The sequence below is a fragment of the Pyxidicoccus sp. M6 genome (genome assembly GCF_055568925.1).
Genome location: NZ_CM145714.1, coordinates 12,205,378 through 12,222,414, shown reverse-complemented (window position 1 = coordinate 12,222,414; position 17,037 = coordinate 12,205,378). Strand labels below are relative to the sequence as shown.

18 protein-coding genes are annotated in these 17,037 nt (G+C 70.7%); 14 read left to right on the top strand and 4 right to left on the bottom strand.

From position 1 onward, the window contains the following. Positions 1–115 precede the first annotated feature (115 nt). The 3 genes from ACVTJA_RS48220 (at position 116) to ACVTJA_RS48210 (ending at position 2,363) form a co-directional block, all read left to right on the top strand. The gene (locus ACVTJA_RS48220) at positions 116–649 is read left to right on the top strand and encodes a putative glycolipid-binding domain-containing protein (protein ID WP_465831105.1); all 534 of its coding nucleotides are present in this window, start codon (positions 116–118) and stop codon (positions 647–649) included. Positions 650–684: 35 nt separating this feature from the next. Next, positions 685–1,233 carry a hypothetical protein gene (locus ACVTJA_RS48215; protein WP_465831104.1) on the top strand — a complete coding sequence of 183 codons (549 nt, stop codon included), beginning with the start codon at positions 685–687 and terminating at the stop codon, positions 1,231–1,233. A 161-nt stretch (positions 1,234–1,394) separates the two neighbouring features. Further along, positions 1,395–2,363 carry a deoxyhypusine synthase family protein gene (locus ACVTJA_RS48210; protein ID WP_465831102.1) on the top strand — a complete coding sequence of 323 codons (969 nt, stop codon included), beginning with the start codon at positions 1,395–1,397 and terminating at the stop codon, positions 2,361–2,363. A gap of 36 nt (positions 2,364–2,399) precedes the next feature. Here ACVTJA_RS48210 and ACVTJA_RS48205 read toward each other — a convergent pair whose 3' ends face one another. Further along, complete coding sequence (locus ACVTJA_RS48205) at positions 2,400–3,746, bottom strand: sensor histidine kinase (protein WP_465831101.1); 1,347 nt, start codon at positions 3,744–3,746, stop codon at positions 2,400–2,402. Between the two features lie 407 nt (positions 3,747–4,153). Here ACVTJA_RS48205 and ACVTJA_RS48200 point away from each other — a divergent pair, with 407 nt between their 5' ends. The 4 genes from ACVTJA_RS48200 (at position 4,154) to ACVTJA_RS48185 (ending at position 8,446) form a co-directional block, all read left to right on the top strand. Then, the gene (locus ACVTJA_RS48200) at positions 4,154–5,362 is read left to right on the top strand and encodes a tetratricopeptide repeat protein (RefSeq protein WP_465831099.1); all 1,209 of its coding nucleotides are present in this window, start codon (positions 4,154–4,156) and stop codon (positions 5,360–5,362) included. Then, on the top strand, positions 5,359–6,486 hold the full coding sequence (locus tag ACVTJA_RS48195) for a HupE/UreJ family protein (protein ID WP_465831098.1): 1,128 nt from the start codon (positions 5,359–5,361) through the stop codon (positions 6,484–6,486). The genes ACVTJA_RS48200 and ACVTJA_RS48195 overlap by 4 nt, the downstream gene beginning before the upstream one ends. Before the next feature lie 156 nt (positions 6,487–6,642). After that, entirely contained in the window at positions 6,643–8,172 is a 1,530-nt protein-coding gene (locus ACVTJA_RS48190) for a DUF4331 domain-containing protein (protein ID WP_465831097.1), read from the top strand. 4 nt (positions 8,173–8,176) lie between these two features. Next, a complete protein-coding gene (locus ACVTJA_RS48185; RefSeq protein ID WP_465831095.1) occupies positions 8,177–8,446 on the top strand; it encodes a hypothetical protein in 270 nt (89 codons plus the stop codon). Between the two features lie 186 nt (positions 8,447–8,632). Here ACVTJA_RS48185 and ACVTJA_RS48180 read toward each other — a convergent pair whose 3' ends face one another. Beyond that, positions 8,633–8,854 (bottom strand): hypothetical protein, encoded by a 222-nt coding sequence (locus ACVTJA_RS48180; protein WP_465831094.1) that lies wholly within the window; start codon positions 8,852–8,854, stop codon positions 8,633–8,635. 133 nt (positions 8,855–8,987) lie between these two features. Here ACVTJA_RS48180 and espC point away from each other — a divergent pair, with 133 nt between their 5' ends. Together espC and ACVTJA_RS48170 are read left to right on the top strand one after the other, a co-directional pair. Then, entirely contained in the window at positions 8,988–11,507 is a 2,520-nt protein-coding gene (gene espC / locus ACVTJA_RS48175; protein ID WP_465831093.1) for a serine histidine kinase EspC, read from the top strand. A 34-nt stretch (positions 11,508–11,541) separates the two neighbouring features. Further along, positions 11,542–11,763 carry a hypothetical protein gene (locus ACVTJA_RS48170; RefSeq protein WP_465831092.1) on the top strand — a complete coding sequence of 74 codons (222 nt, stop codon included), beginning with the start codon at positions 11,542–11,544 and terminating at the stop codon, positions 11,761–11,763. Between the two features lie 8 nt (positions 11,764–11,771). On the opposite strand, the gene ACVTJA_RS48165 is transcribed toward ACVTJA_RS48170, so the two are convergent. After that, complete coding sequence (locus tag ACVTJA_RS48165) at positions 11,772–12,680, bottom strand: AraC family transcriptional regulator (protein ID WP_465831090.1); 909 nt, start codon at positions 12,678–12,680, stop codon at positions 11,772–11,774. A 114-nt stretch (positions 12,681–12,794) separates the two neighbouring features. Here ACVTJA_RS48165 and ACVTJA_RS48160 point away from each other — a divergent pair, with 114 nt between their 5' ends. The 3 genes from ACVTJA_RS48160 to ACVTJA_RS48150 all read left to right on the top strand — a co-directional run bounded on the left by ACVTJA_RS48160 (position 12,795) and on the right by ACVTJA_RS48150 (position 14,875). Further along, a complete protein-coding gene (locus tag ACVTJA_RS48160) occupies positions 12,795–13,787 on the top strand; it encodes a quinone oxidoreductase family protein (RefSeq protein ID WP_465831089.1) in 993 nt (330 codons plus the stop codon). A 236-nt stretch (positions 13,788–14,023) separates the two neighbouring features. Next, entirely contained in the window at positions 14,024–14,335 is a 312-nt protein-coding gene (locus ACVTJA_RS48155; protein ID WP_465831088.1) for a hypothetical protein, read from the top strand. Between the two features lie 162 nt (positions 14,336–14,497). After that, entirely contained in the window at positions 14,498–14,875 is a 378-nt protein-coding gene (locus ACVTJA_RS48150) for a VOC family protein (RefSeq protein ID WP_465831087.1), read from the top strand. Here the strand turns inward: ACVTJA_RS48150 and ACVTJA_RS48145 are convergent. Beyond that, a complete protein-coding gene (locus ACVTJA_RS48145; protein ID WP_465831085.1) occupies positions 14,872–15,531 on the bottom strand; it encodes a TetR/AcrR family transcriptional regulator in 660 nt (219 codons plus the stop codon). The two genes, ACVTJA_RS48150 and ACVTJA_RS48145, sit on opposite strands and share 4 nt — an antisense overlap. A 60-nt stretch (positions 15,532–15,591) precedes the next feature. On the opposite strand from ACVTJA_RS48145, the gene ACVTJA_RS48140 reads away from it, so the two are divergent. After that, on the top strand, positions 15,592–16,377 hold the full coding sequence (locus ACVTJA_RS48140; RefSeq protein WP_465831083.1) for a fatty acid desaturase: 786 nt from the start codon (positions 15,592–15,594) through the stop codon (positions 16,375–16,377). Between the two features lie 8 nt (positions 16,378–16,385). Beyond that, positions 16,386–17,027, top strand: a complete 642-nt coding sequence (gene trhA, locus ACVTJA_RS48135) for a PAQR family membrane homeostasis protein TrhA (RefSeq protein WP_465831081.1) — start codon at positions 16,386–16,388, stop codon at positions 17,025–17,027. Positions 17,028–17,037 lie beyond the last annotated feature (10 nt).

Below are 17,037 nucleotides of genomic sequence, written 5' to 3'. Positions count from 1 at the left end.
AACGCAAAGAGCAAGGGCGTGTAAGACGCCCGCGCGGCCCGCGCCTACCGTGTGGCGCATGAATTCGCCGCGCCACGAATCACAGAGATGTCTCCGCGCGCTCATCTGGCGTCGCGTGGAACAGCCGGGGAGCGAGTACTTCGAGCTTCGCGAGGCCGCCGACGGCTGGACGCTGGCCGGCTCGGTGGTGCTCGCGCACGAGGGGCAGCCCTTCGCCGCGGACTACACCCTCCAGTGCGACAAACAGTGGCTGACGCGTGAGGCGCGCATCCTGCTGAGACGTGGGGGCGTGGAGCAATCGCTCCACCTTCGTGTCGATGAACAGCAGCGCTGGTGGAAGGGGGCGGAGGAGGTGCCGCAACTGCGCGGCTGCGTGGACATCGACCTCTCCTTCTCTCCGTCCACGAACACGCTGCCCATCCGGCGGCTCGCGCTGGAAGTGGGGCAGGGGCGTGACGTGACGGCCGCGTGGGTCCGCATGCCGGACCTGTCCCTGGTGACGCTGCCCCAGCGCTACACGCGGCTGACGGCGTCGCGCTACCGCTACGAGAGCAACGGCGGCCGCTTCGTGGCCGAGGTGGAGACGGACGAGCTCGGGCTCGTCCTCGACTATCCGCCTGGCTGGGAGCGCGTTGTCGCAACGCGCTGACCCGCGTCCTTTCAACACCCCCGGAGGAAGTCATCATGTCGACCCAAGAGACCCCGCTCTCCGAGCGGGCACTGGCACTGCTGCGCGCGAAGGGCCCCCTGGCCCCGCACGCGGACAAGCTGAACCTGTTCGGCCGCTTCGTCGGCGCCTGGGACGCGGAGGTCATCTTCTACGGCGAGGACGGGAAGGAGACCTTCCGCCAGCCCGGGGAGTGGTCTTTCTCCTGGGCCCTCGACGGCCGCGTCATCCAGGACGTGCTCATCTACCCCAACGCCGAGGCGAACCTGAGCGCGGCCGTGGGAGAGCGGCGCATCGGCACCACGCTGCGCCACTACGACGCGAAGGCGGACCGCTGGAAGGTCATCTGGCTCGGCGCCACCACCGGCTTCCTCGCCGTGCTGACGGGCAGGCCCGTCGGCGAGGAAATCCACATCGAAGGGCCGGACCCGGAGGGCAACCTCCTGCGCTGGATGTTCACCGCCATCACCCGCGACAGCTTCCTCTGGCGCGGCTTCCTCTCCAAGGATGGCGGCGCCACCTGGCGGTTGACGCAGGAGATGCCCTGCCGCCGCCGGAGCGCCTGAGTACGCCCGGGTTGCGGCGCGCACCCGTGGTTCCTATAAAGCGCTTCGTTCAGCCACCCAACGCCTCGATGGCGGCACGTCCCCGTGCCGTAGGGCGTTCGGCGTGGCACGTCCTGGCGACAGCTCCCACGACCGTCCCTCGTCGCCGGGAGCTGGAGCACATGAACATCCGGGACTTCTGTAGGACTCACTTCAAGCACTTCAACGCGGCGGCGCTCGTCGATGCGGCGGAGGGCTACCTCCGGCACGTGGATGCCGGAGGCTCGATGCTCGTCACGCTCGCGGGCGCGATGAGCACGGCGGAGCTGGGCATCTCGCTGGCGGAGATGATTCGGCGCGGGAAGGTCCACGCCATCTGCTGCACCGGAGCCAATCTGGAGGAGGACCTCTTCAACCTCGTCGCCCATGAGTTCTACGAGCGGGTGCCCCACTACCGGGACCTCACGCCGACGGACGAGCAGGCCCTGCTCGAACGGCACATGAATCGGGTGACGGACACCTGCATCCCGGAGATGGAGGCCATGCGCCGCATCGAGACCGCCGTCCTGGAGGAATGGGTGGCGGCGGACCAGAGCGGACGCCGGCACTTCCCCCACGAGTTCCTCTACCGCGTGCTGCGCGGAGGCCGGCTCGCGGGGAGCTACCAGATTGACCCCCGGAACAGTTGGCTGCTCGCGGCCTGCGAGCGGAACCTCCCCATCTGGGTGCCGGGCTGGGAGGACTCGACGCTCGGCAACATGTACGCGGGGCACTGCATCGCCGGAGACGTGAAGAACGTCCACACCGTGCGCACGGGCATCGAGTACATGACCACGCTCGCGGAGTGGTACACGGAGACCGCGCCCCGGAGCCCCATCGGCTTCTTCCAGATTGGCGGCGGAATCGCAGGGGACTTCCCCATCTGCGTCGTGCCCATGCTGCACCAGGACCTCCGGCGCACGGGCGTCCCGCTCTGGGCGTACTTCTGCCAGATCAGTGACTCGACGACGAGCTACGGCTCGTACTCGGGCGCGGTGCCCAACGAGAAAATCACCTGGGGAAAGCTCGGCGTCGACACGCCGAAGTTCATCGTGGAGAGCGATGCCTCCATCGTCGCACCGCTCATCTTCTCCTACGTCCTCGACGTGTGACACGGCTCTCGGGAGCGGCTACCGCCGCTCCTGACGTCACGCGGACTGCACGAGCACGGCGGTGGGCAGCTCGATGAGGAACTCCGTGCCCTGGCCCGGCTCGCTGCGCACGGAGAGCGAGCCGCCGTGCTTGTGCACCAGCGCGGAGACGATGGTGAGCCCCAGCCCCGTGCCCTGGGGCTTCGTGGTGAAGAGTGGCTCGAAGATGCGCGACAGCACCTCGGTGGGAATGCCCGGCCCGTCGTCCACCACGCGGATGCGCCAGGGCACTCCAGCGCCACCCTCGGCTTCCACGCGCACGGTGCCGCCACTGCCGGGGTCCACCGCCTCCGTGCCGTTCTGCACCAGGTTCACCAGCACCATGCGGAACAGCTCGCGGTCCAGCCTGGGCACGGGCAGGGACTCCGGCACCGCGTTGACGAGCCGCACCCCCGCGCGCCGGGGCACCACGCCGAGCACCTCATCCACCAACGGGCGCAGCGCGCAGGGCGCGAGCTGGGGCGGCCGCTCGCGCGCGAAGTCCAGCACGTCGGAGATGATGCGCGCGCACACCGCCAGCTCGCGCTCCGTGACGTCCAGGAAGTGGAGGATGCGCGAGTCCGACAGCGAGTCCTGGAGCTTCGCCACCCGCAGCAGCACGCACGACAGCGCCGTGCGCGCGGCGGCCAGGGGGTTGCGCAGCTCATGGCTGATGCTGGCGGCCATCTGCCCCACGGTGGCCAGCTTCTCGACGCGCGAGTATCGCTGCTGGAGCTCCTGGAGCTTCTGCTCGTTCGCCAGCTCCGCCTCGGCTCGGCGCTCGGCGCTCTCCCAGGCCTCGCGCTGGAGGACGTGGCACGCGGTGAGGAGCACCGCGTTGGTGATGAGCACCCAGAAGGCATGCTCCAGGAAGCGCCACCACGCCGGGCCTCCCGCGCCCTGAAGGGACTCCGTCCACCAGAGGTCTCGTGCGAGGTGGGCCAGGAGGGTGGTGGCGCTCGCGGAGAGCAACACCCATGCGTCACGGTAGAAGGCGAGCAGGGCCAGTGACGCGAAGATGTGGAAGTGCGTCTCGATGCGCCCGCCCGTGAGGTGGATGAGCAGCGCGGACCAGAGCATCTGCGCCACCGCCATTCCCTGTCGCGAGAGCACCGAGCCCGGACGCCAGCGCGCCAGTGCCACCGCCAGCACGCTCAGGGCCGTGCCCGACATGACGGCGACGGGCACGTGGGACTCCTCCGTGTGCTCCCACGCACCGGGAGCGAACACGCAGGCCATCGCCACTCCGCACACCCACTGCGCCACCATCAGCCACGTGAAGAGTCCGTCCACCCGCCGACTGCTGCTCTGGAGTTGGGCCGCATGAAGCCGCGCCGCGCGCTCCTGAAGGGGTGGGGGGCTCATGGGCATGAGGACTCCTCCTGCGCACCGTCGGACACGGCGGTGGAAATTGCCGCGGATGTCGAAGGGCCTGTTTCAGCGGCACGGCCCAGATGCGTCCGGCTGTCGTGTCGGAAGCACCTGGGCCGCTGAAGGCGACTGCACGGCGGTGAAGCTCCACCGTGCCTGAACGGGAAGTCTCGGGCGGGTCGGTGTCGGGCTCCTCGCGAGGGGCGGCCGGGGCCGCGCATGAAGTCGTCGAGAAATGGTGAGCGTGGCGGGCCCGGGTGGATCTCCTCCGATGTCTTTGGGCCGCGGGTGCCTCGCCAGTGTCGGAAAGAGGGCGCTCGGGGGTTGGCGGACGACACGGCACGCTCCGTGAAATCCAGCCACGTGTGGGCTTCGTAAAGCTGTCATCGATGCGAGCCCACATGCCACGCACCCGCTTCGCCTCCCAGCTCGCCCTGGGAGTGGCCGCCTTGCTGGCCCTGCGGTGTGGCAGCAACCCGCCCGCCGCCGAGCGTGTGCCCTTCACTCCCACCTCGGACGAAGTGGTGCTGGAGCAGGTGCCCGCCACGGCGGGAGACGCCCGCGCTCGCGAGCGCGCATCGCTGCGGCGCGCCCTGGCCGCGAAGCCCGAGCAGCTCGACCTGGCGCTGCGCCTGGCCCGGCTGGACATCGAGGAGAGCCGGATGCGGGGAGACCCTCGCTACCTCGGCCGCGCCCAGGCGGCGCTCGCGCCGTGGTGGGACGCGCCCAGCCCTCCGCCCGGCGTGCGGCTCCTGCGTGCCACCATCCTCCAGAGCCGGCACGAGTTCCCCGCCGCGCTCGCGGACCTCGACGCGGCCGTGCGCGAGGACCCTCGCAACGCACAGGCGTGGCTGACGCGCGCGGTGGTGCTGGGCGTGCGCGGCCAGCACACGGAAGCCGCCCTGAGCTGCGCGCCGCTGTCCGCGCTCGCCGGGCCGCTGACGGCCGCGGTGTGCGAGGCCCAGGTGAAGAGCCTCGCCGGCCGCTCGCTCGAGGCCGCCACGCTGCTTACGGACGCGCTGGCCCGGGGAGCGACGGGCCCGGAGGTGGAGGCCTGGGCGCTCTCCACGCTGGCCGAGGCCGCCGCTCGCTCGGGCGACACGGCGCGCGCGGAGAAGCTCTTCGTGCGCACGCTCGCGATGGACCCCGGTGACGCGTACACGCGCGCCGCCTTCGCGGACCTGCTGCTCGACCTGAATCGCCCGCGCGAGGCCGCCGCCCTGGTGCGCGGGAACACCGAGGACGACAACCAGCTCCTGCGCCTCGTGCTGGCGGAGACGGCGCTCGGCTCGGACGAGGCCGCGACGCTCGCCGCCAACCTGTCCGAGCGCTACGCGGCCAGCCACCTTCGCGGCGATGGCCTGCACGCGCGCGAGGAGGCCCGCTTCGCGCTCCACGTGGAGAAGGCGCCGGACAAGGCCCTCACGCTCGCGCGGGCCTCGTGGGACGTGCAGCGCGAGCCGTGGGACGCACGGCTCTTGATGGAGGCCGCGCTCGCGGCCGGGAAGCCGGAGGCCGCGGCGTCCGTGCTGGAGTTCCTGCACTCCACCCGATGCGAGGACCCCGGACTCGTGGCGCTCGCGGAGCGCGTGCGGAGGAGCCTGCCGTGAGCCGCCTCGTCTCGCTGTTCCTGCTGCTCGCCCCGCTGGCCGCGCTGGCCCACAAGCCCAGCGACAGCTACCTGCACCTGACGCGCGACGGCAGCGGTTTCACCGGCCGCTGGGACGTGGCGCTGAAGGACCTGGATGAGGTCCTCTCCCTCGACGCTCAGGGCGACGGCACGATTACGTGGGGCGAGCTGCGCGCGCGCCAGGCGGACGTCACCGCGTACGTGCTCGGGCGTCTCGCACTGAGCGCGGAGGGGGCTCCGTGCACGGTGGAGGCGGGCGGCGCTCCTCGTGTGGTGCGCCACTCGGACGGCACCTATGCCGTGCTGGACTTCGCGGCGCGCTGCGCTTCGGCTCCCACTGCGCTGGACGTCGACTACTCGCTGCTGTTCGACCGGGACCCGCAGCACCGCGGAATCCTGCGCGTGGCCAGCGGCGGCGCCACCGAGACGTTGGTCCTCTCCGCGTCGCATCACGAGGCCCGCGTGTCGCTGGAGGGGCTGTCTCCCTGGCGCCGCTTCGGGGACGTGGTGGTGGAGGGCGTGAAGCACATCTTCGCGGGCCTGGACCACCTGCTCTTCCTCTTCGCCCTGCTGCTGCCGTCGGTGCTGCGCCGCGAGGCGGACGGCCGCTGGATGCCGGTGCTGCGCTTCGGTCCGGCGCTGCGGGATGTCGTCAAGGTGGTGTCCGCCTTCACCGTGGCCCACTCGCTCACGCTGAGCGCCGCCGTGCTGGGCCTCGTGTCGCTGCCCTCGCGCTTCGTCGAGTCCGCCATCGCCGCGAGCGTCATCGCCGCCGCGCTCAACAACGTCTTCCCCGTGGTGCGCGGCACGCGCTGGGTGGCGGCGCTCGCGCTGGGACTGCTGCACGGCTTCGGCTTCGCGTCCACGCTGGTGGACCTGGAGCTTCCCACGGGCAGCCTCGCCGTCACGCTGCTGGGCTTCAACGTGGGCGTGGAGCTGGGCCAGCTCGCGTGCGTGGCCGCCTTCCTCCCGCTGGCCTTCGCGCTGCGCGGCTCGGTGCTCTACCGCCGCGCGCTGCTCATCGGCGGCTCGGCTGCCATTGCCCTGGTGGCATGCGTCTGGTTCGCCGAGCGTGCCTTCGGCGTTGGCATGTCCATCACCTGACGCGTGCCGCGCGCTCGGGTGCGCTGGCGCGAAGTCCCGCCTTCACGCATCCACGAATGCCGTGAGTCCGTAGTGAATCATGACCCGGGTGCGCGTGCGGTGAGGCGCGTGTGCCCCGGGGAAACCGCAGTCCACACCCCGCAACAGGAGAATCAAATGAGAGCAAGACAGCTCGCGGCGGCGTTCACCGTCGCGGCCGCTCTGGGTGCCACGAGCGCACTGGCATCCAGCCACCGGGAAGCTCCCTTCATCACGGAGCTGCCCAAGGTGGACGGCACCGACTTCTACATGTTCCGCAGCTACGAGACGGGCCGGCAGGACTTCGTCACGCTGATTGCCAACTACCTGCCCCTGCAGGACGCGTACGGCGGGCCCAACTACTTCACGTTGGACTCGGATGCGCTGTACGAAATCCACGTCGACAACAACGGTGACGCCGTCGAGGACATCACCTTCCAGTTCCGCTTCAACAACACCCTGGCCAACGGCGGCAACGGCGTGAGTCTTCCCATCGGCACCGGGGCCAACCAGAAGAACGTGGCGGTGCCCCTCATCAACGTGGGCCCCATCACCGCGGCGGACCGCAGCAAGCTCAACGTCGAGGAGTCGTACACGCTGAAGGTCGTCCGCGGCAACCGCCGCACCGGCACCGCGCAGGACGTGACGAAGGCCAGCGGCGGCAGCGCCACGTTCCTCAAGCCCACGGACTACACCGGCACGAAGACCTTCGGTGATACCGCGGCGTACGAGGCCTACGCGGCGCAGCACGTCTACAGCGTGAACATCCCCGGCTGCACCGGCCAGGCGAAGGTGTTCGTGGGGCAGCGCAAGGAGTCCTTCGCCGTCAACCTGGGCCCCATCTTCGACCTGGTGAATGCGCCGGCCTCGGTCATCGCCAACGACGCCAACCGCAACGTGGTGCCCAACCCGCTGGACGACAAGAACATCACCACGCTGGCGCTGGAGGTGCCCGTCGCCTGCCTGCGCACGGCGGACAAGCCTGTCATCGGCGGGTGGACCACGGCGAGCGTGCGTCAGGCGCGCGCCGTCAACCCGAAGGCCTCGTTCACCACGCCGTCGCGCGAGGGGGGGGCGTGGACGCAGGTGAGCCGCCTGGGCATGCCGCTGGTCAACGAGGTCGTCATCGGCCTCAAGGACAAGAACCGCTTCAACGCCAGCGAGCCGAAGGACGACGCGCAGTTCGCCGACTACGTCACGCACCCCACGCTGCCCGCGCTGCTGGAGGCGCTCTTCAGCGGCGCCGGTGTGCGGGCGCCCACGGTGTTCCCCCGCGCGGACCTGGTGGCGGCCTTCCTCACCGGCGTGCCCAATGTGAATGCCAACGGCTCCACGGCGGAGATGCAGCGCCTCAACGTGGAGATTGCGCCGAAGGCTCGCGGGGACCAGAACAACCTGGGCGCCGCGGCCTGCTTCGTCAACGGCGCGCTCACCCCCAACAACCCGGGCTGCGACACGGCGGGCTTCCCCAACGGCCGCCGCCCCGGTGACGACGTGGTGGACATCGAGCTGCGCGTGGCCATGGGCTACCTGCTGACCAATGACACGGACGCGCCGTCTCGCAACGTGCCGTTCCACGACGCCGTGCTCCAGGATGCGTCCCAGTTCGACACGACCTTCCCCTATCTGCGCACGCCGAATCCGGGCGCTCACGGCGATGGGACGTGACGCCATGGGCAAGCTCAGAGCACTGGCCTGCATCCTGGCCCTGGGGACGGCCCTGGCCTACACCGGATGCAGTGACGACCCGGACCCGGGTCCCATTCCGTTCCCCGACGGAGGCACCGACGCAGGCACGGACGCGGGCACGGAGTTCACCGCGTTCGTGAAGGACCTCATCGAGAACCAGACCACCGCCACCGGCACGCCGGTGGAGGTGGAGAACCGGAACTTCGTCGACAGCGAGCCGACGGACGCCTTCCCGGACTCGTTCTTCCGGTAGCACGCCGTTCCAGGAAGTACGTGGGCCCGGTGGCAGGGGAGTCTTCTCCTCGCACCGGGCCCTCGTGTCACGGTCGTCATGAAACACGGGCCCGGTGCCGGGAGGTTGTCCCCCGGCGCCGGGCCCGGCGTCTTTCCGCGGTCTGGAATTCCCGGCCGGCGCCCCCACGGGACCGGCCGGCTGCCGCTAGACGACGGTGACTCTGTATTTCAGTTGGCTCTCCGCCCGGCTGTGCGCCGTGGCGGCGGCGATGATGTGGCACACCCAGCCGAGGAGCCCACCGGTACCAATCCAGAAGCCCGGGGTGACGATGAGCCAGAACACGCCACGGAGGATGTCTCCGTTGTAGATCTGACCCACGCCGGGAATCAGGAAGGACAGCAGGGCAGCGATTCCGGGACGCGACATCGTTTTATTTCCTCCTTGCCCTTCACTACGCGGGTGGTTCGGACCCATTGCATGGGACCGGCTATCGGCTCCTGGACGGTTGCCTGCCTGCCCTCCCTGGGACAGGTGCATTGCGCCGCCGGACCCGGTTAGCATGGCGCCCATAGGTACGCGTCGGGTCGGCGGACGGTACCTGGGGGGATGGGTCATCTTCGGGTTGCTCCGAGCCGGTGTTCGAGCATTCAACGTCAGGTACCTCCTGGAGGTGCTGGCGCTGGCACTCGTGTATTTCCTGGCCGGGAAGCTGGGCCTCCTGGTGGCCACGGTGGGCAGCAACATCAGCCCGGTGTGGCCGCCCGCGGGGGTGGCGCTCGCGACACTGGTGTTGCGAGGACCCTCGCGCTGGCCCGGCGTCTTCCTGGGGGGGCTGTGCGTCAATTTCGGGTTGACACATTCCCCCCTGCCCTCGAGCCTCGGCGTCGCCGTGGCCGCCACGCTGTCGGCGTCGGCCGGCGCGCTGCTGCTGCGGCGGGTGTCATTCGACGCCAGCCTGTGCCGCGTCCGGGACGCCGTGTGGCTGTGCGCGGGAGCGGGCGCCGCCTGCACCGCCATCAGCGCCACGTTCGGCTCGCTGAGCCTGATGCTGGGCCAGGTGCTGCCCTCGTCGGAGCTGGCCCGCGCCATCTGGGTGTGGTGGGTGGGGGACATGATGGGCGTGCTGGTGATGGCGCCGTCGCTGTTGGCCCTGAGGCGGCTGAGGCGCCCGCGCCGGTGGGGCGAGGCGCTGCTGGTGGCGGCGCTCACCATCGTGCTGGGCGCGGCCATCTTCATGCTCTCCGGCGTGGGGATGAGCGCGAAGCACGCCGCGGCCTTCCTCCTCTTCCCCATGTCCGCGTGGGCGGCGCTGCGCTTCGGCGCGGGCGGCGCGTCCGCGGCCACGCTGTTCATCGCGACGGCGGCCACCATCGGGACCGCGAGCGGGCAGGGGCCGTTCTTCTCCGGCCACGTGACGGAGGACCTGCTGGTGCTGCAGCTCTTCGTCGCCGTCACCTCCGTCACCGGCCTGCTGGTGGCGGCGGCGAGCGAGGAGCGCAAGCGCGCCATGGAGCAGCTCCAACTGGCGGCCACCACCGTGCGGGGCGTCCACGAGGGCGTGCTCATCGCGGAGGTGCGCGGCCCTGGGGTCCTGCACACGGTGTTCGTCAACGAGGCCCTCTGCGCGCTGGTGGGCCATCCCCGGGAGGACCTCGTGGGCAAGGACCCATGCTTCGTCTATGGCGAGCAGGAGCCGGAGCTGACCCGGCGCGTGAAGGCCGCCGTCCTCAAGGGGGAGCCCCTGTGCACGGAGGTGCCCATCACCCGGAAGGACGGCAGCGTGGTGCGCACGGAGGTGCTGATGTCCCCGGTGCGCGCCACCGGCGAGGAAATCACCCACTTCGTGGCCACCCACCGCGACATCACCGCCACCAAGGAGCTGCAGGCGCGGCTCGTCGCCGCCGAGCGCGTGACCGCCGTGGGCACGCTCGCCGCCGGGGTGGGGCACGAAATCAACAACCCGCTGGCGTACCTGGTGCTCAACCTGGAGGCCGCCGCGCGCAGCCTGTCCGAGGGGGGGGGGACGGCCTCGCGGGACGCGCTGTCCGGCGTGCGGGGCGCGCTGGAGGGAGCCGAGCGCATCCGCCTCATCGTGAGGGACTTGCAGGTGTTCAGCCGCCAGGGGGACCAGGAGCGGGGGTTGGTGGACCTCAACGCGCTGGTGCCGCCGGCGGTGCGCATCGTCAGCCATGCGCTGCGCCACCGCGCCCGCGTGGTGGAGGAGTTCGGCCCGGTGCCGCGCGTGCTGGGCAGCGAGGCGCGCCTGGGGCAGGTGCTGCTGAACCTGCTGGTGAATGCCATGCAGGCCATCTCCGAGGGCAGCCCCACCCTGAATGAGGTGCGCGTGCGCACCAGCACGGACGCGTCCGGCCGGGCGCGCGTGGACGTCATGGACACGGGCGCGGGCATCCCCGCCCACGTGCTGCCGCGCATCTTCGAGCCCTTCTTCACCACCAAGCCCAACGGGGAAGGCACCGGCCTGGGGCTCGCCATCTGCCAGCAGGTGGTGCGCGCGCACGGCGGCGAGCTGGAGGTCCGGAGCGAGCCGGGACGCGGCTCCGTCTTCAGCGTGCTGCTGCCGGCCGCGCCGGTGCAGGTGAGCACGGCCTCCTCGCGCCCCGCGGCGGCGTCGCCGCTGCCCGCGTCGCGCGGCCGGCGGGGGCGGGTGCTGGTGGTGGACGACGAGCCGAGGCTCGCGCAGTCCATGCGCCTGCTCCTGGAGCCCTACCACGACATCGTCACCACCACGCGCGGCGGCGAGGCGCTGGCGCTGGTGGCGGCGGGCCACCGCTTCGACGTCATCCTCTGTGACTTGCAGATGCCGGAGGTGGACGGCGCCGCCGTCTTCCGCCGCCTGTGCGCCACGGCCCCGGACCAGGCGGAGCGGGTGGTGTTCATCTCCGGCGGCGCGTACACGGCGGAGTCGCGCGCGTTCATGGAGTCGGTGACCAACCGCGTGCTGGAGAAGCCCGTGCGCCCGGAGGTGCTGATGGCCACCGTGGAGGCCGCCCTCACTGACAGTGGGGCCCTGGTGGAGCAGGAGCCTGTCGTTGCCGTTGCAGGGGGCTCGCGGCACTAGCTAGGGTCGCCGCCCTTCATCAGGGAGCGACACCATGACCGACGAAGAGCGGGCCGCGCTGGCCGAGCGGGCCAACCGAATCATCCAGAACTGGGAGGATGACGGATACGACAACGCGCGCGAGGCGTGGACGGCCATCGACGAGGTACTCGAGCAGCGCCAGTTCCTGGACCGCGAGCTGGTCCGGCGGCTGGATGCCATCCAGAACGTGACGGCCCGCATGGTGGCCAGTGCCGAGCTCGGTGAGGAACCGTAGCCGGGAGGTCAGCGCTTCACCCGGCGTCGCCACGCGCCGGGTGTCTCGCCCACGTGGCGCTTGAAGGCCTTCACGAAGGCGCTGTCCGTCTCGTAGCCCACGGCCTGGGCAATCTCGCTCGTGGAGTGTGTGCCGCTGCCCATGAGCTCCATGGCCCGGTGCATGCGCCAGCGCGTGAGGTACGTCAGCGGCCCCTCGCCCACCACGGCCTTGAAGCGCGCGGCGAACACCGAGCGCGACATGCTCGCGGCGCGCGCGAGCCCCTCCACCGTCCAGGGGGCCTCCGGCTTCTCGTGTAGTCGCTGGAGCGCCGTGCCGAGCCGCGGGTCCGCCAGCGCGCGCAGCCAGCCGCCCTGCTCGGACGGGAGCGAGGCCACGTGTGCCCGCAGCGCGTGGACGAGGAGCACCTCGCCCAGGCGGCTCGCCACCGTCTCGTAGCCCGGCTGCCGCGTGTCCAGCTCGGAGGCGACGAACTGCATGGTGGACTCCAGCCAGCGCGTGGTGACGCCACCATCCGCCTTCACGTGGAGGAAGGGCGGCAGGCTCGCGAGGAAGGGGCTCAGCGCGGTGCCGTCGAAGTCGAAGCCGCCGCAGACGAGCGTCGTGGGCGCGCCCCCGCCCCCATGACGGACGATGCTGCCGCACTTCGAATAAATCTCGCTGACCGGGATGGGGCGCGTCCTGCCGCTGTCCTTGAAGACATAGGACACGCCGCCGAGGATGAAGACGAAGTCGCCTCCCGCGAGCGCGTGGCGCGCGCCCCCGATTTCGAGGACGCAGCTTCCGCGAGAGACGACGTAGAACGAGGGCCTGTCCCGCGCTTCGATGCGGAGGCCCCACGGCGCGGACAATTCCAAGCGGCTGTGGACCGTGCTCCGCATGTGGATGCCGCGCAGCGTGTCGGCGAGTACGTCCATGGGCGCTCCTCCAGGACGAAAGGACCATGAATCCGGACGTCCGGCCAGTGACCGTCCGGGAGCACGGGGCTACTTCTCCGGGGCCACTTCAGTGCGTCCACCACGGAGACAGACATGAAGGCGATGCGATTGCAGCGGTTCGGCGGGCCGGAGGAGCTGCGACTCGAGGAACTCGCGCCCCCGGTTCCGAAGGAGGGCGAGGTGCTCCTCCACGTGCAGGCCGCCGGCTTGAGCTACGCGGAGCTGCTGATTCGGGCCGGGAGGATTCCGGGCGTGCCGCCTCCGCCCTTCACGCCGGGCTTCGAGGCCGCGGGTGTCATCCAGGCGGTGGGCCCCGGGGTGACGCAGTGGCGCGCGGGCCAGCGCGTGGTGGCGATGCTGCCGGCCCAGGGCGCCTTCGCGGAGCTGGCTGTCGCGCCCGCCGCGCTCGTCACCGCCGTTCCCGACGGGCTCTCCTTCGAGCAGGCCCTGGCCCTGCTGAACACGGCGCCGTCCGCGCTCGCCCTGCTGCGAATCGCCGGCCGTGTGCAGCAGGGTGAATCGGTGTTCATCCCCGCGGCGGCGGGAGGCGTGGGCTCCTTCATGGTGCAGCTCTCGAAGCGGCTCGGAGCGGGGCGCGTCATCGCCGGAGCGAGCACCGAGGAGAAGCGGGCGCTGGCGCTGCGGCTGGGCGCGGACGTCGCGGTGGACTACACCCGCGCGGATTGGCCCGAGCGCGTCCGCGAGGCCACGGGCGGACGCGGCGCGGACGTGGTCTTCGAGCGCAACGGAGGGGAGGTCTTCGCGCAGGGCCTGAAGGCGCTGGCGCCTCGAGGGCGCTTCGTCGTCTTCGGCGTCGACAGCATGTCCGGCACCGGCGTGAGCAGCGCGCAGCTCGGGCCGATGGTCTTCCAGAACCAGAGCCTCGTGGGCTTCGCGTTTCCCGCGCTGCCGCAGGACGTGCAGGCCGGGGTGCTGCGAGAGGTCTTCGAGCTCGCGGCGAGCGGGAAGCTGGAGGCGTTCGTGGGGCAGACGTTCGGCCTGCACGAGCTGCCGGACGCACACCGCGCGATGGAGGGGCGGGAGACTTCGGGCAAGGTGGTCATCGTCCCGAGAGCAGCGCGGTGAGCGGGTGAGCACACGCCGGGCTGCGCTGCTCCCACTGATGTTCCGGGCCCGCCTGTGCTCCGGGCCGCTGCTCCATCGGATGGCGGCGGAGCAGGGGCCCTGGTGGTCCTGGTGCCGGGCCTGCTCCGGGCGCACGTTGAGGACAGGACGGGTGCAGCGTCTCGCGTCGCCGGGCGACGGGCCACGGGCTCGTTCGCCGGGTGGCCCTCGCGGACGGGCACGACAGGGAGAGCGCCATGGTGATGGAGAACTGGAGCGAGAACCAGGCCAACGTGGAGCGGTTGGTGACCGGAAGAATCGTGGACGCCGGCCCGGACCACCTGACGGTGCATGACCTCTCCGCGGGAGAGGACGTCACGGTCCGCATCGACGACCGCGCCCGCTATACCTGGACCGATGTCACCGAGGATGGCCGGCTGACGGACAACGCGCAGATTCGCATCGGCTACTACATCGCCGGCGGGCTCCACATCGCCTCGGAAGTCCGTGTGCTCGACCCGGGCGACGGGGAGCCCATCGACTACGTCATTCCCCGCACCCTCCACTGAGTCCGTCAGCGCGCGGGCGCGCCGAGCTGGGCGTGGAGCGCCTCGCGTGTGCCCTGGGCCCGCTCACCCGGCGGGGCGGCGAGCGCTCGTCGCAAGCGCCGCTGCGAGGCCGCTCCCGGGCCCGCACGATGGACTCGAGAGACTGACGCAGGAGGCGCGCCGATGTTCGGGAACACGAAGGCGTTCAGTGGCTTCTCGGTGAACGACGTGGAGAAGGCCCGGAAGTTCTACGAGGAGACGCTGGGCCTGAAGGTGTCGGTGGAGAATGGCCTGCTGTTCCTGCACCTCGGTGGGGGGCAGGACGTGCTGGCCTACCCCAAGGAGGACCACGTCCCCGCCACCTTCACCATCCTCAACTTCCCGGTGCCGGACGTGGAGAAGGCCGTGGACCAGTTGTCCTCGCGCGGCGTGCACTTCGAGCACTACCCGCGCTTCGAGAAGGACACCGACGCGAAGGGCATCTTCCACGGCGGCGGCCCGCTGATTGCCTGGTTCAAGGACCCCGCCGGCAACGTGCTCTCCGTCATCCAGCAGTCCTAGCCGCGCTTCTTCGCGCCCGCCCGCGCCCCGGGAGAGTCCGGCTCGCGGGGCAGGTGGCGCAGCCCCATCCACCCGAGCGCCGCGACATGGCGCGACACGTGGTCGATGGAGAACGAGCGTCCCTCCGCCGCCCACCACTGGCCCACCTGCGTCACCATGCCCACCAGCGCGTTGGCGTAGATGGGGGCCACCTTGGGGTTGTAGCCCGCGCGCTCGAACTCGGTGCGGAAGATGTCGCCCACCCGCTGCGCCAGGTCGTCGATGACGCGCGTCAGGCCCCGCCGCGCGGTGGCCAGCGGCGAGTCGCGCGTCAGCACCGCGAAGCCCGCGGGCTCCTCCTTCGCGTACGTCATGAAGGCCAGCACCGCCGCCTCGAAGCGCTCGCGCGGCGTGCCCCGGGAGATGCTCTCCGACATGCGCGCCACCAGGTCGTCCATCTCCCGGTCCACGATGGCCGCGTACAGCCCCTCCTTCGCGCCGAAGTGCTCGTAGACGATGGGCTTGGACACGCCCGCCTGCTGGGCGACCTCCTCAATCGAGGTCGCCTCGTAGCCGTGCGAGGCGAAGACCCCCCGGCCGACCTCCATCAACTGGACCCGGCGGTCGGCCGCCGACAGTCGCTTCTTCTTCGCCACGTTGACCTCGAACCTACTCACGAGTAACTTACCGAATCGAAACCTACTGGCCAGTAACCAGTCGGCGGAGCTGGAGGCCCCATGTATCTCGCCATCTGCGGAGCCGTCTTCCTGGCCGCGTACCTCCTCAACGTTCTCACGATTACGGTGGGCTATCACCGAGGCCTGGCGCACAAGGCCGTACGGCTCCACCCGGCGCTGCGCAGGGCGGTCATCGCCGGAGGCAACTGGCTCACCGGCCTGGACCCGAAGGCGTGGGTGGTGATGCACCGGCTGCACCACGAGCACTCCGACACGCCGCTGGACCCGCACTCGCCCGTCAATGTCGGCATCCTCGGCATCGGGCTGGAGCAGCTTCGCAGCTACAAGCGGGTCATCGTGGGGCTGCTGCGCGAGGAGCCGGCGTACACGCGCTACGCCAAGGACCTCGACTTCCCGCTCAACCGGCTGAACAGCTCCGGGCGCTGGTACGTGCCGTACGTCGTGCATGGGGTGGTGGGGCTCGCGCTGGGGCTGGGCATCGGGTGGCTGCTGGGGGCGGCGTACTTCCTGGGGATGATGAGCCACCCGGTGCAGGGCGGCCTCGTCAACTCGCTCGGGCACGCGGTGGGCGGGCGCAACTTCGACACGGACGACAACTCGCGCAACAACCACCTGGCTGCGTGGCTCATCTTTGGCGAGGGCTTCCAGAACAACCACCACCGCTATCCGGGGTCCGCGTCCTTCTCCTACCGCCGCCATGAAATCGACCTCGGCTACGGGGCCTGCGTGCTGCTGGAGAAGCTGGGGCTCGCCACCATCCAGCGCGACTACCTCATCCCCCGGCCCCCCTCGGAGTCGGCCGCCGAAGCGCGGGTCTCGTCCTGAGCGCCGGGGTGGCGCAAAAGCCCCGGTTGCGCGGGGTGCTGCACCAGTTCGCCGCCGTGGGCGCGCTGGGAGCGGGTGGGGTGCTGGTGTCGATGGCGCCCACGCCCCGGGCCGCGGCGGCGGCGGCGCTGTATGCCTTCAGCCTGGTGGTGCTGTTCTCGGTGAGCGCGACGTACCACCGGGTGGACTGGTCCCCTCGCGGGCGGGCATGGATGCGGCGCATGGACCATGCGTCCATCTTCATCCTCATCGCGGGCACCTATACGCCGATTGCACTGCTCGGCGTCTCCGGTGCCGCGGGTGACAGCCTGCTGCTCGCCATCTGGTGCGGGGCGCTCGTGGGTGTCCTCCAGTCGCTGTTCTGGGTGGGAGCGCCGAAGGTGCTGACGGCGGCGCTGGCGGTGGGCGTGGGCTGGACTCTGGTGCCGTACCTCGAGGATGCGCGCAGGGCGCTCGGCGCCGCCGAGCTGTCTCTCATCCTGGCGGGCGGCGTGGCGTACACGACGGGCGCCATCGCGTACGCGCTGAAGCGGCCGGACCTGAGGCCCGGCGTGTTCGGGTACCACGAGCTCTTCCATTCGCTGACGCTCGTGGGCGCCGCGCTCCACTTCGTCGTGGTGCTGCGGCTGGTGCGTGCCGCGAGCGTGTAGCCGGCTTCAC

Coding starts and splice junctions, on each gene's coding strand:
- ACVTJA_RS48190 (WP_465831097.1), top strand. CDS start 6,643: ATGAGAGCAAGACAGCTCGCGGCGGCGTTCACCGTCGCGGCCGCTCTG.
- ACVTJA_RS48160 (WP_465831089.1), top strand. CDS start 12,795: ATGAAGGCGATGCGATTGCAGCGGTTCGGCGGGCCGGAGGAGCTGCGA.
- ACVTJA_RS48210 (WP_465831102.1), top strand. CDS start 1,395: ATGAACATCCGGGACTTCTGTAGGACTCACTTCAAGCACTTCAACGCG.
- ACVTJA_RS48165 (WP_465831090.1), bottom strand. CDS start 12,680: ATGGACGTACTCGCCGACACGCTGCGCGGCATCCACATGCGGAGCACG.
- ACVTJA_RS48205 (WP_465831101.1), bottom strand. CDS start 3,746: ATGAGCCCCCCACCCCTTCAGGAGCGCGCGGCGCGGCTTCATGCGGCC.
- ACVTJA_RS48185 (WP_465831095.1), top strand. CDS start 8,177: ATGGGCAAGCTCAGAGCACTGGCCTGCATCCTGGCCCTGGGGACGGCC.
- ACVTJA_RS48215 (WP_465831104.1), top strand. CDS start 685: ATGTCGACCCAAGAGACCCCGCTCTCCGAGCGGGCACTGGCACTGCTG.
- ACVTJA_RS48140 (WP_465831083.1), top strand. CDS start 15,592: ATGTATCTCGCCATCTGCGGAGCCGTCTTCCTGGCCGCGTACCTCCTC.
- ACVTJA_RS48180 (WP_465831094.1), bottom strand. CDS start 8,854: ATGTCGCGTCCCGGAATCGCTGCCCTGCTGTCCTTCCTGATTCCCGGC.
- ACVTJA_RS48200 (WP_465831099.1), top strand. CDS start 4,154: ATGCCACGCACCCGCTTCGCCTCCCAGCTCGCCCTGGGAGTGGCCGCC.
- ACVTJA_RS48170 (WP_465831092.1), top strand. CDS start 11,542: ATGACCGACGAAGAGCGGGCCGCGCTGGCCGAGCGGGCCAACCGAATC.
- espC (WP_465831093.1), top strand. CDS start 8,988: ATGGCGCCCATAGGTACGCGTCGGGTCGGCGGACGGTACCTGGGGGGA.
- ACVTJA_RS48150 (WP_465831087.1), top strand. CDS start 14,498: ATGTTCGGGAACACGAAGGCGTTCAGTGGCTTCTCGGTGAACGACGTG.
- ACVTJA_RS48155 (WP_465831088.1), top strand. CDS start 14,024: ATGGTGATGGAGAACTGGAGCGAGAACCAGGCCAACGTGGAGCGGTTG.